Raw genomic sequence first — 16,110 nt, 5'->3', positions numbered from 1 at the left:
CGCGCTCCTGCGCCTCTGGAGGCGCGCTCAGGCGATGGCTTCAGCGATCGGCGTGTCGCCGTCGTAGAAATCCACGGTCTGGCGACTGGCGGCAGCGGTTCTGATGACATGGGTGATCACCTCGGCCACGTTGTCGCGTGAGGTGACCCGCTTGTCCTCGGCCAACTCGGCGCCGGTCGTTTCCGCCCGCTGGATCCTGCCGGTGGCCGGCTCCAATGTCAGCAGGCCTGGGCCCAGGATGGTGTAGTCCAGCGCGCTCTCGCGCAGCTTCGCATCGGCATCATGCTTGGCCTTGGCATAGGGATAGAACGAGTCGGAAGGGTCAAGCCGATGCACGTCCTTGTCGGCGCCGGCGTAGGACACCATCACGAACCGCTTCACCCCGGCCTGCTCCGCCGCCTGCATGGCGCGCGTTGCGGCTTCGTAGTCGACGGCACGGGTTCGCTGCGGATTGCCGCCGCCCGCGCCCGCGGAAAACACGATGGCCGAAGCGCCTTCGAAGGCCTTGGCCATCGCGTCCACGTCGGCCGATTCGATATCGAACACCACGGGGTTGCCGTCCGCGGCACGCACGCTGTCGGCGTGATCGGGATTGCGGATGATCGAATCCACGCGGTAGCCGGCGGCCTTCAATTTTGGCGCGGCCAGCAGCGCCACCTTGCCGTGGCCGCCGATGATCACGATGCGATTTTTATCAGTCATGTCTTTTCCTCGATGGATAGCTGCGCGTTACAGCCCGCAGGAATGCAATCGGGGCCGGCAAAATGCCGACCCCGTACGTATGTCGTTTCTGCGGAAACATCAGAAATCAAAGCGTACCTGTACCTGCGCAAGGTCCACGTCAACGTCGTCCATTTCAAAGCGGCTGTACTCGCCGCGCAGGGCTACGGTGTCGGTGAAGCGGTACTGCAGGCCCAGGCCGTAGGTGGGGTCGGTGCCATCATCGCTGACGCGGCCAACGCCGGGCATGTCCACATCGGCATCCCAGCGGTTGAAGCCGGCCTTGGCATAGCCGGAGAACCGCTCGGTGAAGGGCAGCGTGCCTACGGCGACCAGGGAGAATGCGTCGGCATCAAGCTCGCCGACCCCACCGGTCACGTCTACATCGCCGAAGTTGGTATAGGCCGCCTCCAGCCCGAAGTACGGGTTGAACTGGTAGCCGCCGAACACCTGGAACCCGACGTCTTCGTCATCGGCAAACCACTCGTCCACCATCGACTGACCCACACCGGCGCCAGCGTAAAAGCCGGTCGGCTCGGCCGCCTGGGTATTGAATGACAGCGCGCCCAGCGCTGCGGCAAGGATGGAAGTGGCAATCAGGTTGGTCTTGGTCATGGGGGAACTCCTATCGATCATGCGGGGAAGCCCGCTCAGAGCAGATATGGAGTCCGGGCGCACGATTCAAACGATCGTTTGTGGGATCCACCGTCCCATGGGCCATGGAACGGTCTTTTGCCAAGGCGTTTTGGGTGAATTCCGCCCTCGGAATGTCGGTCTGCGGGTGGATGACGGATGTGCGCGCACTGCAGGAGAGGAGCAATAGCCGGCTCAGTAAAACTTAGGAACCGGTGAGCTATGTTTGAAGGCGTTTCTTCAGAAGGGATCGGCATGGATCCGCGAATTGATACGGTGATCGACTTCTGGCGCGACGTTGTCGCCGATGGCCGCTGGATGCAGAAAGACGATGCCTTCGACCAGCTGTTCCGCGAGGGCTTCCTTGGCCTGCACATGGACGCCGCTGCACGCCGCTGCGACGAATGGATCAAAAGCCCGGAGGGCGCGCTGGCGTTGATGGTTCTGCTTGACCAGTTCCCCCGCAATGCGTTCCGCGGTACCGCACACATGTACGCGACCGATGGCCTGGCGCGCATGTTTGCCTGGGAGTCCGAACGCAGGGACTACATGGCGCGGGCGGAAGAGGGCTTCCGCGTGTTCTTCATCTTCCCGTTCACCCACTCCGAGGAACTGGCGGACCAGGAAATGTCGATCGCCCTGAGCGCCCGGATCAGCGAGGAGCGGGCGCAGCGGGTCAGCGGACACCGCGACATCATTCGGCGCTTCGGCCGCTTCCCGCATCGCAACCCGGTGCTGGGCCGCGAACACACCCGTGAGGAAGAGGCGTTCCTGGCCGAAGGCGGGTTTTCCGGCTGACCGGCAGTTAGTCCAGTTTCAACGTGCGCAGGCGCAGGGCGTTGGCGATCACGCTCACCGAGGACAGCGACATCGCCGCGGCGGCGAAGATCGGCGAGAGCAGGATGCCGAACGCGGGATACAGCACGCCGGCGGCGATCGGGATGCCGGCGGCGTTGTAGATGAAGGCGAAGAACAGGTTTTGGCGGATGTTGGCCATGGTGGCTTCCGACAGCCTGCGGGCCTTGACGATCCCCATCAGGTCGCCCTTGAGCAGGGTCACGCCGGCGCTTTCGATCGCCACGTCGGTGCCGTGGCCCATGGCGATGCCGACGTCGGCCGCGGCCAGCGCCGGGGCGTCGTTGACGCCGTCGCCCGCCATCGCCACCACCCGGCCTTCGGCCTTGAGCCGGTTGACCACGGCGTTCTTTTCATCGGGCAGTACGTCGGCCTCGACCTCGTCGATGCCCAGCTCGCGCGCGACCGCTTCGGCGGTGGTGCGGTTGTCGCCGGTCAGCATGACGATGCGGATGCCGTCGGCGTGCAGCGCCTTGAGCGCCTGGGCCGTGGTTGGCTTGATGGGGTCTGCGATGGCGAAGATGCCCGCGGCCACGCCGTCGATGCCGATGTAGATGGCAGTGGCGCCGTCGTGGCGCAGCTTGTCGGCGGCCTCACGCAGGGCGGCGACGTCGATGCCGTGCTCCCGCAGGAAAGCCGCGTTGCCCAGCAGCACCGGCTTGCCTTCAACCGTGCCGATGACGCCCTTGCCCAGCGGCGAGTCGAAGCCGGTGACCTGCGGGAGTTCGATGTCGCGCTCGCGCGCGGCGGCGACGATGGCCAGCGCAAGCGGGTGTTCGGAGACCTGTTCCACCGCGGCGCCCAGGCGCAGGATCCCGGTCTCGTCGAAGCCCTGAGCGGCAGTGATCGCGGTCACCGACGGCTTGCCCTCGGTCAGGGTGCCGGTCTTGTCGACCACCAGAGTGTCCACTTTTTCCAGCCGCTCGAGGGCCTCGGCGTTCTTGATCAGCACCCCGGCACGCGCGCCCTTTCCCACGCCGACCATGATCGACATCGGCGTGGCCAGGCCCAGCGCGCAAGGACAGGCGATGATCAGCACCGACACCGCCACCACCAGCCCGTAGGCCATGCGCGGCTCGGGGCCGACCAGGCTCCAGACGATGAAGGCGACGACCGCGATCACGATCACCAGTGGCACGAACCAGCCCGAGACCTGGTCGGCCAGGCGCTGGATCGGCGCGCGCGAGCGCTGCGCGTCGGCAACCATCTGCACGATCCGCGACAGCATGGTGTCGCTGCCGACTTTCTCCGCGCGGATCACCAGTGCGCCGGTCTGGTTCAAGGTGCCGCCGATGACGTTGTCACCGGCCGTGCGGGTGACCGGCATCGACTCGCCGGTGACCATGGCTTCGTCGAGCGAAGAACGGCCATCCTCGACCACGCCGTCGACGGGAACCGATTCGCCGGGGCGGATCCGCAGCCGGTCGCCGGGCACCACGGCTTCGACCGGTACGTCTTCCTCGCTGCCGTCGTCGCCGATCCGGCGCGCGGTCTTCGGGGCAAGGTCCAGCAGGGCCCGGATGGCGCCGGAAGTCTGCTCGCGCGCGCGCAGCTCCAGCACCTGGCCCAGCAGCACCAGCACGGTGATCACCGCGGCGGCTTCGAAGTACACCGCCACCGTGCCGTCGACGGCGCGGAACGCGTCGGGGAAGATCCCCGGCGCCAGCGTCGCCACCACGCTGTAGCCCCAGGCCACGCCGGTACCCATCGCGATCAGGGTGAACATGTTGAGGCTGCGGTTGACCAGCGACGCCCACGCGCGCTCAAAGAACGGCCAGCCGCACCACAGCACCACCGGCGTGGCCAGCACCAGCTGGATCCAGATCGAGGTGCGCATGGGCACCAGTTCGTGCAACGCCGGAAACACGTGCCCGCCCATCTCGAGCACGAACACCGGCAGCGCCAGCGCCAGGCCGATCCAGAACCGGCGCGTCATGTCGGCCAGCTCCGAGCTGGGCGCGCTGTCGCGGGTGACCGTCATCGGCTCAAGCGCCATGCCGCAGATCGGACAGCTCCCCGGGCCATCCTGGCGAACTTCCGGATGCATCGGGCAGGTCCAGATCGCGCCTTCGCCCGCGGCCGGGACCGCGGTGTCGCCGGCTTGGCCGTGGTCGTGTCCGTGTTCGTGCTCGTGCTTGTGCATTCCAGTTCCCACGTGATCTTTGTTCCGAAGCCCCGAGGGTAGCCGCCCGGCCGGCCAGGCGCTGTGCGTGAACGAGGTGGCCACTGCACAACGCAGTGGTTTACAGCGAGCGCGCAGGCTTCACCGGCATCAGGCTGCCGGGCCGGGACGTCTCAGAACCGCCAGGTCGCCCGCACGTAAAGGTCGTCATCACGACGGGCGCCCGCGGCGGTGGCGGGCAGGTGGATCTCCTCGCGGCGACGCAGCCGGGCGTCGAACTGCCAGGCCGGCGTAGCCTGCCAGACCCAGCGCGCTTCGAGCAGCCTGTCATTCGGACGGAAGTCGCTCGACAGCAGCCAGCCGTCGGCGACGCGTCCGTAGACGATGCCGAAGTCGTGGTCGGGCCGGATGTCCATGAAGTTGAACGAGGCCTGCCAGGACAGCGCGTCTGCGTCGCCGGTGCCGGAGTTCATCGCCTCACGGCGCGGCGTGTCGGGCGCCCAGCCGACCTCTGCGCCCAGGCGGAATTTCGTCCCGGCTTCGCCCAGCGGCCACTCCGCGGCGGTCTTGGCGGTCACCGCCAGGTAGTCATCCAGCGCCGGGTCGGTCAGGCCGTTGGGGCGCAGCGCCGACGGCAGCCAGGTCAGCGTGACCATGCGCTGCACCAGCGGGCCGACCGCTGTCTTCGATTCGGCTGCGAGGAACAAACCCGCGCGCGAGTCACCGTCGGCGAAGTCCAGCGGCCGGCGCAGCGTGCCGGTGGGGCCGCGGCGGTCGTTGTGGCGCGCAATGACATGCGTAGTCCAGTCGCTGCCGCGCCATTGCCACCAGATGCCGTCGGTCCAGGTGATATCGAAATTGGGACTGTCGTTCTGGTCCAGCGACTTTTTCATGATGTCGTCGATGCCGAACGCGGCCTGGAAGCGCCCGACGCGCAGGCTCCAAGGCGATTCCGCGGGGCGGTATTCGAGGTAGGCCTCGTCAATCGTGGCCTGGCCGTCCTGCAGGCCTGCAGGACCGGGTGCGTAGGTTCGCAACCAGAACTCCTCGTCCGACTGGTTGGTGTCCAGCCGCGCAGCTACCCGGCCGCTGGCGTGCCAGCCGCCGCCGAGTTCGCCCCGCACGCGGAAACGGGCCCGGGTGCGGAAGCTGTCGGCATCAGAGGTGGTGTCGCTGCGGGTGCGGGTTTCGGAGGCAACGTAGCCAACGCGGATGTCGCCACTGGTCTGCCATCTGTCGGCGGGCTGGGCACCGGCCGCCGACAGCGCGAGGGTCAGGGCCAGAATCGTGCGTGCGTACATGTGGACCTCCACGCAGGGGTGGCGCCGCGGTCCGACGGTGGAGAAGGTCGGCCCGGGTCGCAACACGATTGTGCTCGCCCACCGGGGCCGGACTCTTGATCAGGATCAAGCAGGTGCGCGACGCCGCTGCCAGATGATCACTGCGGTTCGCGGCGGATCGAACTCACGCGCATTTCCGGCACGGCGACATGGATAAAGGGCACGGCCTCCGCCAGGTGGCAGGCGTTGCAGTTCGCGGCCAGGGCCTGGAACGCCTGCCCGAAAGCATCCGCGTCCTGCGCGGAGACCGCGGCCTTCACTTCGTCCAGGGCGGGCTCCAGCATGGCTGCGCTCGCGGCGCGGTTGGGCCGTCGCTGCAGTCCGTACCCGATGGCCTCCTCCATCTCCTCGATCTGGTATGCGGCGTAGTCCCAGTTCCGGTCCTGGCCGGCGAAGTACATCTCGCGGTAGCGATGGTCGACTTCCACCATGGCCGCGCCGAAGCCGCGCAGCTGGTCGGCCACGGTGTCCAGGCGCTCCTCCACCGTGCCTTGCAGCCAGCTGTCGGAAGGTGTGGCGGAGGCCTCCTCCGCGGCGTGCGACGGGCCAGGAGCGGGTGCGGTGACGGTGCACGCCGCAAGGGCGGCGGCCGTCAGGGCGGCCAGGCAGCCGCGTGCAAGGGCCTTGTTCATGGTTGCTCCCGGGGTGGGGCGATGGTGGCGGTCGCGTCGAAACGCTTGCGCAGGGTGCTGGCCAGGCTGGCGCGGGTGAGTTCACCCATGTGGGTGTCCACCAGGCGGCCGCCGGCGTCGAAGAACAGGGTGGTCGGCAGAGCGCGAGCGCCCATGTCGCGCATTGCCTGCGAGTGCGGATCGAGCAGGATGTGTTCCAGGACCAGGCCCTGCTGCTGCAGAAACGCCTGGATCTCATCGCGGCCTTCGCCCTGGTTGACCAGTACGAAGGCGACGCCGGGGTAGCGCCGTTGCGCGTCTTCAAGCACAGGCATCTCGCACCGGCAGGGCGGGCACCAGGTGGCCCACAGGTTGAGCACGATTGGCCTGCCGGCGTGGGCATCGAGCGTGGTTGGGCTGCCGTCGAGCGTGGCCAAGGCGGTGCCCGGCAGCGGCGGTGCGGAGTGTTGCAGCAGCGCCAGGGTGCCGTTGAACGCCAGCCAGGCCAGCATGCCCGCGGTAATGCCGGCCAGCAGCGGCCGGCGCAGCGCAGGCAGTCGTCGTGCCCGCCACCAGGCGAAGGCAACAGCGGCCGGCAGCCCGACCCACCACAGGAAGCCACCATCGCCAATGGCGATGAGCGACATCGGCGCCGCAGCGTATTCCGGCCACCAGCGCAGCACGAAGCCCAGCCGTGCGGCCAGCAGGCCGACCAGCGCGGCGTCCAGCAACCACGCGCCGGCAGGCTTGTGCGGCGACTCCGGCAGCCGCCGTGCCCACGCGCGCACTACAAGCCAGGCGGCCAGCAGCGCCAGCGCGACAATCACCGCGCGCATCGGGAACGGCCCCAGTGCGCTCATGTGCGATATCCCATCAGGCAGCCCGCTTGCTCAAGGCGCGGATGATCCACTAATCGCCCTGGCCCGGGTTGCGCTCCAGCCACTTGGCCAGCTGCTGGCGGTAATACTGCAGCTCTTCCGTATAGCTGTCGTGCACGCACGGATCGCAGCCGCTGTCGCAGCAGTCGCTGGGCAGCGGCGCTTCGGGCGGCTCCGGGCGCGGATCGTCGTCGCGGACGAGGGCAAGATTCAGGGCGGCGGATTGCTTCTCCATCGTCAACAGGATGGGGCTGGTGCGACAGGTTTCAAAGCCGGTGTTCAGTTTGAACGAGTTGCCCCGTCCGGCGGACGCCATGACCACAGCAGCAGCAACAGTCCGGTGATGATGAAAATGGCCGCGCCCGACAGCAGGAACGGATCCACCCACCACGCCTCGGCCAGGCGGAACTCACCGGCATTGATCCGCCGCCAGTGCGAGAAATGCTGGGTGGCACCGACAACCATCCCGAAACCAGCCAGGGTGGCCGCCGGCCAGCGGACCAGCCAGTGGCGCGGATTGGGTACCAGCATCAGCAGGCCCAGCAGGCCGATCACCGTGCGCTGGGCGCGGCAGAACGGGCAGTTGTAGACCAGTCCGGCCAGGTCCACGGCCCAGGTGAGCGCGCTGAGCGCGATTGCCAGCGCGGCGATCAGGCGGAAGTGGCGGTGCAGGGTATCGAGCGAGGGCATGGAAGGTTCTGTGATCGTTGCGGAGCTGCAAGAAGCTACCAGTTTTCGAGCGCCCTGGAAGCGGAGCCCTGTACCCTTGCCGGCGGCGCTGCCGCCGGGCCGCGATTGCAACGACGAGGTCCTTCCTGATGCAAAAACACGTTTCCCACGCTCTTTGGCCGATGCTGCTGGTTCTGCTGCTGTTTGCGGGAAATGCCCAAGCGGGGCTGCTGATCCGCGAGGCGCTGATCCTGGGCGATCAGGCGCAGCAGCCGCGGACCGTGGATGTGCTGGTGGAGGAGGGGCGGATCGCGCGGATTGGCAGCGGACTGTCCGCGGACGACGGCGTGCGCATCATCGAGGCGTACGGGTTGTCGCTGGTGCCTGGCATGCTCGACCTGCACACTCACTGGACTCCCAATACTCGGCCGGCTGCATTGCCGGAGGTAGCCAACGCCTACCTGGATGCCGGAGTAACCACGGTGGCCGACTACCACCAGCCCCCGGAGGCGCACGCGCCACGGCGCGAGTGGCTTGCCAATCTGGCGGCGCCGACCGTCCATTTCGGTGCACGCATGAGCACACCGCTGGGCCACGGCGCGGACTGGGCCGACCAGGCCACCACGCGCTGGGTCAATTCGCCCGAGGCCGCGCGCGCGGCGGTGCGGGACATCGCCGCCTACCGGCCCGATTTCATCAAGGCGTTCACCGACGGCTGGCGCTACAACAATGCTGCCGACAACACGAGCATGGACGAGGCCACGCTGACCGCCCTGGTCGAGGAGGCGCACCGCCACGACATCAAGGTGTTCACCCACACGGTGACGGTCGAGCGCGGCAAGCAGGCGGCGCGCGCCGGCGTGGACCTGATCGCCCACAGCCTGCTGGACCGCGAGGTTGACGACGAACTGATCGCGCTGATGCTCGAACACGGCACGGCCTACGGCCCGACGCTGGCGGTGTACGAGCCGGTGCGGGTCGGCGATGCGCCGCCGCGGGATCCGGACAGCCCGGTCCTGCGCCAGCGACGAATCAACTTCGACATGGCGCTGGCCAATGTGAAGCGCCTGCATGACGCCGGAATCCCCGTGGTGGTGGCGACCGATGCCGGTATGACCGGTACTCCGCACGGCCGGGCTACCAGCCGCGAACTGGAACTGCTGGTGCAGGCAGGACTGACCCCACGCCAGGCACTGCACGCCGCCACCGTAGTGGCAGCCACGGTGTTGGGAACCACTGACCGGGGGGTGATCGCCGAGGGCAAGCGTGCAGATCTGGTTCTGGTGGAAGGTGCGCCATGGGATGACGTCACCGCGATGCAGCGCGTGCAGCGCGTGTTCCTGGCGGGGGTGGAGGTGACCGGGCCGGATGCCAATCGTCCGTCGGAAAATGCCCATGCAAGCCTGCCGGCGGTGTCCTTGCCCGCACTGATCGACGACTTCGAGCGCGAGGATGGCCGGACCGCCGTGGATACCCTGCGCGTCACCGATGCCGACGGCGGCAACGACCGCACCTGGCAATCGAGCCTGCGCATTGCCCGCCCTGACGGGGACGGTCATGTGCTGTCCACTCACGCGCGCCTCTCGCATTCCGACCGGGCCAATGCGGCGGTGCTGCTGCCGCTCTCGCGTGGCTCGGTGGCACCGGCCAACCTGGGTGCCTGGACCGGGCTGTCGTTCCAGGCCCGTGGCGAGGCCGGGACCGCGCGGGTGGAAATCCGCGGCCAGGAGGGAAAGCGCTGGGCGCATGAGTTCACCCTTGGACCGGACTGGCGCGAGTACCGGATCCCCTGGACCGGCTTCGCCGGCCTGCCGCCGTGGCGGGGTGACGGTGATCCGCCGGCCTGGCGTGGCGATGATGCGGTGCAGATTGCGTTTTCCCTGGGCGGCGCGCCGGGCGATACGGCCTGGTTCGAGTTGGACGACGTGCGCCTGCTGGATCCGCAGGAAGGAGAGGGGTCTTGATCGGCCGCCAGCTCGTGGCCGGCCTGCTCGTCGCGGTCGGCATGTCTGTCACCAGCGTCAGCGCCGCAACAGGGGGTGCAGCGGCCATCAACGCCGGCCAGGCCATGGTGCGGGCCGAAGTGGAGGCCTGGGCCGCGCCCCAGGCGCAGCTGGCCCAGGCGATCTGGGAGCAGCCGGAGCTGGGCTATCAGGAGCAGATGGCTTCTTCGCTGCTGCAGGAGCAGCTGCGCCAGGCCGGGTTCGAGGTTGAGGCCGGAGTGGCGGGCATGCCGACCGCGTTCGTCGCCCGGGCCGGTCGCCGCGGTCGCGGGCCGGTGATCGCGCTGCTGGCAGAAATGGATGCGCTGCCCGGAATGTCGCAGCAGGCGGCACCGCTGCGTTCGCCGCTGCCCGGACACGACGCCGGCCATGCCTGCGGGCACAACCTGTTTGGTGCCGGGGCGGTGGGCGCCGCGCGCGCCGTGGCACGGTGGCTGGAAGACAGCGGACAGGAGGGTGAGATCCGGGTGTACGGCACACCTGCCGAGGAAGGCGGCTCCGGCAAGGTGTTCATGGTCCGTGCCGGACTGTTCGACGATGTCGATGTGGCCCTGCACTGGCACCCCTCGGACAGCAATTCCGCCGCGCAGTCCACCAGCCTGGCCAACATCAGCGGCAAGTTCCGCTTCCATGGTGTTGCCTCGCACGCCGCGATCGCCCCCGAGCGTGGCCGGTCTGCCCTGGATGGAGTGGAAGCGCTCAACCACATGGCCAACCTGCTTCGGGAGCACGTGCCCGACGGCACGCGCATCCATTACGCGATCACCGACGGCGGCCGCGCACCCAACGTGGTGCCGGCCTATGCCGAGGCGTATTACTACGTGCGGCACACGCGCGGTGAGGTGGTGGGGGAAGTCTTCGAGCGGCTGCACGCTGCGGCCCGCGGTGCCGCGCTGGGGACGGGAACACAAGTGGAGTTCGAGCCCCTGGGCGGGGTGCACGGGCTGTTGCCCAACGATGCCCTGGGGCAGGTGTTGGACCGCGCATTGCGCCTGGTTGGCGGGCTCCAGTACAGCCAGGATGAGCTCCAGTTCGCGCGTGAGCTGCAGCAGAGCCTTGAGCGTGCGCCGCCGCTGGAGTCAGCCACGCAGGTGGCGGAGTACCGCGCTGACGTGCAAGGGCTGGCTTCCACCGACGTAGGTGATGTCAGCCAGGTGGTTCCGACTGCGGGCCTGTCCACCGCCACCTGGGTGCCGGGCACGCCGGCCCACAGCTGGCAGGCGGTAGCCGCCTCGGGCATGTCGATCGGCCAGCGCGGCGCGCTCAACGCTGCCTCGGTGCTGGCAATGGCAGCGGTTGAGCTGTTCTCCAATCCGGAGCTGGTGATTGCGGCGCGTGCCGAGTTTGAGCAGCGCCGTGGCGACAATCCTTACGTACCGCTGCAGCGACGCGAGACGCCACCGCTCGATTACCGCGTTCCCACCCGCACGGGATCCTGAGCGGCTTCCGATGCGCTAGCCTGCCCGATGGGCGTGCAGGCGGAGAACGGGTCAATGGCGGTTGGGCGGTCACGGTGGCGGCTGGAGGTGGATACCGAGCAGGGCGTGCTGCGCATCTCGATCGCGGTGATCGTGGTGTTCGCCGTGCTGGGGGTGGTGTTCGGGCTGCTGTCGGGCTCGTTCGCCATCGTGTTCGACGGGGTGTATTCGCTGATCGATGCGAGCATGACCACAGTGGCCCTGCTGGTGGCGAACCTGATTGCCACGTCAACCGCGGGCGACCTGCGCAACAAGCGCCTGGTGGAGCGGTTCACCATGGGCTTCTGGCATCTGGAGCCGATCGTGCTGGGGGTGACCGGGCTGCTGCTGACCGGGGCGGCGATGTACGCGCTGATCAGCGCGATCGACTCGTTCATGACCGGTGGACGCGAGCTGCGTTTCGGACGCGCGCTGGTATATGCGGCCCTTACCCTGGTCACCTGCATTGTGATGTGGGTGTTCGAGACGCGTGCCAACCGGCACATCCGCTCCAGTTTCGTGGCCCTGGATGCCAAGGGCTGGCTGATGGCCGCGCTGCTCGCCGGGGCGCTGCTGGTCGCCTTCGCGGCGGGCCTGCTGGTGGAAGGGACGCCCCGGGCGTGGATGGCGCCCTACATCGATCCGGCGGTGCTGATGCTGGTGTGCCTGGTGATCATCCCGATGCCGCTGGGCACTATCCGCCAGGCGCTCAAGGACATCCTGCTGGTCACGCCGCAGGACCTGAAAGACCACGTGGATACCGTGGCCCGACAGGTGGTGCAGCGCCATGGTTTCATCGATCACCGGGCCTATGTGGCGCGGGTCGGGCGCGGGCGCCAGATCGAGCTGGTGTTCATCGTGCCGGCCAACGGGCCGGCGCGCAGGGTGGAGGAGTGGGATGACCTGCGCGACGACATCAGCGAGGCCCTCGGCGGTGACGATGCCAACCGCTGGCTGACGATCGAGTTCACCGCCGATCCGGAATGGGCTGACTGACGGTCAGCCCATTCGTGATGGTCCTCAGCTGCGTTTGGCGCGGGCGAAGGCATCGGCCAGGGCGTTGTTCGCCGGCGGCGCCGAGGTCTTCTGTCCACCGCCACCCGGACGTCCGCCGCGTGGGCCGCCACTTGGCCGTCCGCGTCCATCGCGTCCGTCCCGCTCGTTGCGACGCGCATCCTGGCGCTCTTCCCGCGGCGCGGGCGTGTCGTCCAGGCGCCGGGTCAGGGCGATGCGCTTGCGCGCCACGTCGACCTCCAGCACTTTCACCTTGACGATGTCACCGGCCTTCACCACCTCGCGCGGATCCTTCACGTAGCGGTCGGACAGCGCGGAAATATGGACCAGACCGTCCTGGTGCACGCCGATGTCGACGAACGCGCCGAATGCGGCCACGTTGCTGACCACGCCTTCCAGGATCATGCCTTCGCGCAGATCCTTGATGTCCTCCACCCCTTCGGCGAACACCGCCGCCTTGAACTCAGGGCGCGGGTCGCGACCCGGCTTTTCCAGCTCGGCGAGGATGTCACGCACGGTCGGCTCGCCGAAGCGCCCGTCCACGTAGTCGCGGGCCCTGAGCGTGCGCACGAAGGAAGCGTCGCCCACCAGCGCGCGGATCGGCTTGCCGGTCGCGGCCACGATGCGCTCGACCACCGGATAGGTTTCCGGGTGTACCGCGGACGCGTCCAGCGGCTCGTCGCCGTCGGCAATGCGCAGGAAGCCGGCGCACTGCTCGAACGTCTTCTCGCCCAGGCGCGGCACCTTCAGCAGGTCTTTCCTGCGCTTGAACGGACCATTGGCATCGCGGTGGGCAACAATGTTCGTGGCCACCGTGGACGACAGGCCGGACACCCGCGCCAGCAGCGGTGCCGAAGCGGTGTTCACGTACACGCCCACCGCGTTCACGCAGTCCTCCACCCGGGCATCCAGGGCGCGTGCCAGCTTGAACTGGTCCACGTCGTGCTGGTACTGGCCGACGCCGATCGCCTTGGGCTCGATCTTGACCAGTTCGGCCAGCGGATCCTGCAGGCGGCGGGCGATCGACACCGCGCCGCGCAGCGATACGTCCAGGCCCGGGAATTCCTTCGCCGCCAGCTCCGAGGCCGAGTAAACGGAGGCACCGGCCTCGCTGACCACGATCTTCTGCATCTTCAGCTCCGGCAGAAGTTTCAGCACGTCGCCGGCCAGCCTGTCGGTCTCGCGCGAGGCGGTGCCGTTGCCGATGGCGATCAGCTGCACGCCGTGCGCGGTGCAGAGTTTCTTCAGCGCGGCCAGCGACTGGTCCCACTGCCGGCGCGGCTCATGCGGGAAGATGGTGTCGGTGGCGACCAGCTTGCCGGTCGCATCCACCACCGCCACCTTGACGCCGGTGCGCAGACCGGGATCCAGGCCGAGGACTGCCTTCGGGCCGGCGGGCGCGGCCAGCATCAGGTCCTTGAGGTTGTCGCCGAACACCGCGATCGCTTCGGCCTCCGCCTTCTCACGGGCTTGGCCGAACAGATCCAGCATCAGGTGCAGGTGCAGCTTGGCCTTCCAGGCCAGTCGGCAGGCGGTGCGCAGCCAGGCGTCGGCCGGCCGGCCGCGGTCCTGGATGCCGGCATTCAGGGCCACGCGGCCTTCGGCATAGGCGTGACCCGCGTCGGCATCGGTGCCGGGTTCCAGATCCAGGCTGAGGAATTCTTCGCGGCGGCCGCGGAACAGGGCCAGCAGGCGGTGCGAGGGGATCTTCGCCAGCGGCTCGGCGTGATCGAAGTAGTCGCGGAACTTCTCGCCCGCGGCGTCTTTGCCTTCGATCACCCTGGCGCGGATCACGCCTTCGCGGGTCAGCCATTCGCGCAGCTCGCCCACCAGCGCGGCGTCTTCGCCCCAGCGTTCGATCAGGATCGCGCGCGCGCCATCCAGCGCCGCCTTGGCGTCGGCCACGCCCTTGTCGGTATCCACGAAGCCGGCGGCGAATTCCTCCGGCACCCGGGTTGGATCGGCCAGCAGGCCGTCGGCCAGCGGCTCCAGCCCGGCCTCGCGGGCGATCTGCGCGCGGGTGCGGCGCTTGGTCTTGTACGGCAGGTACAGGTCTTCCAGCCGCGCCTTGGTGTCTGCGGCTTCGATGTCGGCGCGCAGCTCGTCGCCCAGCTTGCCCTGCCCGTCGATGCTGGCCAGGATCGCGGCGCGCCGGTCTTCCAGCTCGCGCAGATAGCCAAGGCGGGTTTCCAGGTCGCGCAGCTGGGTGTCATCCAGGCCGCCGGTGACTTCCTTGCGGTAGCGGGCGATGAAGGGCACGGTCGCGCCTTCGTCAAGCAGGCCCACGGCGGATTCCACCTGGCTGCGCTGGGCACCGATTTCCTCGGCGATGGTCTGGGCGATCTTGCGCATGAGCGCGGGGGCTGAATCGGACATCGGCATTCTGGGGCGGGCGGCAAGGGCCGCGGAGCCAGCCATTGTGGCCGCATGACGCAGGCGGGGGTACCCGTTGACAGCGGCCGGATGTGGGGCCCAGCGGAAACCGGGTAGGCTGCGTCGATGGCCCGTCTCATCGCATTGATGCTGTTGTCGTTCCTGCTCCTGGCCGCCTGTGGCGGTGAGGATGCGGGGGAAACTCCCACCGGCGAAGCCGGGCCCGGCCGGCTGCAGGTGCTGGATTGGCCGCTGCCCGGCGCGGTTGCGGGCACCAGCGCGCCGGACCTGGCGGTGGCTGCGGACGGACGGGTGCTGCTGTCATGGCTGGATTCCCAGCCCGGGCGCAGGCACCTGTTCCGCTTCAGCGCATGGAACCCGGCGCTGGAGCGCTGGCAGCACGCGCCTGCCAATATCGCGATCGGCAGCCGGATGTTCGTCAACTGGGCCGATACGCCGCATATCGTGGCGAGCCTGGACGGCGCGGTCTGGGCTCATTGGCTGCAGAAGAGCGGCAGGGCCAACGCCTACGACATTGCCTTGGTGCGTTCACGCGACGGCGCCAACTGGTCGGCGCCGCTGGTGCCCCATGCCGGCGGTACCAGCACCGAGCATGGGTTCGCTTCCATGTGGCCGCACGGCACCGACCTGCTGGGGATTGCCTGGCTGGACGGGCGCAGCACGGGCATCGATCACGATGGCCATGACGGCCATGAGGCCGGCGCGGGCGAGGCCGAAACCCGCGCCCACGGTTCTTCGACGCTGCGCGCTGCGCTGGTGGATTCCGCCCAGCGACTGGTGCACGAGGCGGTGATCGACACCCGCGTGTGCGAGTGCTGCCAGACCAGCGTGGCCCTGACCTCGCGTGGGCCGCTGCTGTTCTACCGCGGCCGCAGCCCCGATGAAGTCCGCGATGTGCTGGTGTCGCGCCTGGAAGGCAACGTGTGGACCGCGCCGCGCCGGATCCACGCGGACGGCTGGGTCATGTCCGCCTGCCCGGTCAACGGTCCATCAGCGCACGGCCACGGCCACAACGTGGTGGCGGGCTGGTACACGGAAGCCGGTGGCGAGCCGCAGGTGCGCCTGGCCTACAGCGCCGACGCGGGTGACAACTTCGGCCAGCCGCTGGTGCTCGACAGCGGCGCCGGGGTGCAAGGGCGCGTGGCGGTGGCCCTGGATGGCCACCAGGCCGGGGCGCTGTGGCTGCGGGAAGACGGCGATGGACAGTCGCTGTGGTACGCGCGCTTTACTCCCGACCTCTCACGTGAAATCGAGCGCATCCGGCTGGCCGGACTTGCAGGCCGGGGGCGCGGCACCGGATTCCCGCGGCTGGTGTTCCACCAAGGCGTCGCCCACGCGGTGTGGACCGATGTCATTGACGGCCGCCCGCAGCTGCGCGGTGCGCGCCTGGTGACCGGGCCCGACGACGGCTGAG

General features: G+C 68.5%; 14 protein-coding genes. 5 read left to right on the top strand and 9 right to left on the bottom strand.

Annotation, left to right across the window (positions count from 1 at the left end):
* Positions 1-27 precede the first annotated feature (27 nt).
* The gene (locus tag ACW7G3_RS04120) at positions 28-702 is read right to left on the bottom strand and encodes an SDR family oxidoreductase (protein WP_456981254.1); all 675 of its coding nucleotides are present in this window, start codon (positions 700-702) and stop codon (positions 28-30) included.
* A 99-nt stretch (positions 703-801) separates the two neighbouring features.
* Positions 802-1,335: an outer membrane beta-barrel protein gene (locus tag ACW7G3_RS04115; RefSeq protein WP_456981252.1), complete on the bottom strand. Its 534-nt coding sequence runs from the start codon at positions 1,333-1,335 to the stop codon at positions 802-804.
* 273 nt (positions 1,336-1,608) lie between these two features.
* Here ACW7G3_RS04115 and ACW7G3_RS04110 point away from each other — a divergent pair, with 273 nt between their 5' ends.
* Positions 1,609-2,151, top strand: coding sequence for a DUF924 family protein (locus tag ACW7G3_RS04110; protein WP_456975731.1), 543 nt, complete (start codon positions 1,609-1,611; stop codon positions 2,149-2,151).
* A 7-nt stretch (positions 2,152-2,158) separates the two neighbouring features.
* On the opposite strand, the gene ACW7G3_RS04105 is transcribed toward ACW7G3_RS04110, so the two are convergent.
* From ACW7G3_RS04105 to ACW7G3_RS04080, 6 genes are all read right to left on the bottom strand, one after another.
* A complete protein-coding gene (locus ACW7G3_RS04105; RefSeq protein WP_456981250.1) occupies positions 2,159-4,351 on the bottom strand; it encodes a copper-transporting P-type ATPase in 2,193 nt (730 codons plus the stop codon).
* A 152-nt stretch (positions 4,352-4,503) separates the two neighbouring features.
* Positions 4,504-5,631, bottom strand: coding sequence for a porin (locus tag ACW7G3_RS04100; protein ID WP_456981248.1), 1,128 nt, complete (start codon positions 5,629-5,631; stop codon positions 4,504-4,506).
* Between the two features lie 137 nt (positions 5,632-5,768).
* A complete protein-coding gene (locus tag ACW7G3_RS04095; protein WP_456981247.1) occupies positions 5,769-6,302 on the bottom strand; it encodes a hypothetical protein in 534 nt (177 codons plus the stop codon).
* A complete protein-coding gene (locus tag ACW7G3_RS04090; protein ID WP_456981246.1) occupies positions 6,299-7,141 on the bottom strand; it encodes a prolipoprotein diacylglyceryl transferase family protein in 843 nt (280 codons plus the stop codon). Before ACW7G3_RS04090 ends, ACW7G3_RS04095 begins: the two co-directional genes overlap by 4 nt.
* Positions 7,142-7,190: 49 nt before the next feature.
* On the bottom strand, positions 7,191-7,394 hold the full coding sequence (locus ACW7G3_RS04085) for an oxidoreductase-like domain-containing protein (RefSeq protein WP_456981244.1): 204 nt from the start codon (positions 7,392-7,394) through the stop codon (positions 7,191-7,193).
* A gap of 44 nt (positions 7,395-7,438) precedes the next feature.
* On the bottom strand, positions 7,439-7,849 hold the full coding sequence (locus tag ACW7G3_RS04080; RefSeq protein WP_456981242.1) for a disulfide bond formation protein B: 411 nt from the start codon (positions 7,847-7,849) through the stop codon (positions 7,439-7,441).
* 161 nt (positions 7,850-8,010) lie between these two features.
* Between ACW7G3_RS04080 and ACW7G3_RS04075 the strand changes: the two genes are divergently transcribed.
* The 3 genes from ACW7G3_RS04075 to ACW7G3_RS04065 are packed head-to-tail and all read left to right on the top strand — an operon-like array spanning position 8,011 to position 12,284.
* Entirely contained in the window at positions 8,011-9,792 is a 1,782-nt protein-coding gene (locus ACW7G3_RS04075; protein ID WP_456981240.1) for an amidohydrolase family protein, read from the top strand.
* Positions 9,789-11,270: an amidohydrolase gene (locus tag ACW7G3_RS04070; protein WP_456975752.1), complete on the top strand. Its 1,482-nt coding sequence runs from the start codon at positions 9,789-9,791 to the stop codon at positions 11,268-11,270. The genes ACW7G3_RS04075 and ACW7G3_RS04070 overlap by 4 nt, the downstream gene beginning before the upstream one ends.
* A gap of 54 nt (positions 11,271-11,324) precedes the next feature.
* Positions 11,325-12,284, top strand: a complete 960-nt coding sequence (locus ACW7G3_RS04065) for a cation diffusion facilitator family transporter (protein WP_456981239.1) — start codon at positions 11,325-11,327, stop codon at positions 12,282-12,284.
* A 24-nt stretch (positions 12,285-12,308) separates the two neighbouring features.
* Here ACW7G3_RS04065 and ACW7G3_RS04060 read toward each other — a convergent pair whose 3' ends face one another.
* Positions 12,309-14,678, bottom strand: coding sequence for a Tex family protein (locus tag ACW7G3_RS04060; RefSeq protein ID WP_456981237.1), 2,370 nt, complete (start codon positions 14,676-14,678; stop codon positions 12,309-12,311).
* A 123-nt stretch (positions 14,679-14,801) separates the two neighbouring features.
* Between ACW7G3_RS04060 and ACW7G3_RS04055 the strand changes: the two genes are divergently transcribed.
* Entirely contained in the window at positions 14,802-16,109 is a 1,308-nt protein-coding gene (locus tag ACW7G3_RS04055) for a hypothetical protein (RefSeq protein WP_456981236.1), read from the top strand.
* Position 16,110 lies beyond the last annotated feature (1 nt).

It is taken from the genome of Luteimonas sp. A478 (assembly GCF_054052025.1).
Note: the sequence above shows the minus strand (reverse complement) of the source record. Positions and strands in the feature narration are given on the sequence as shown.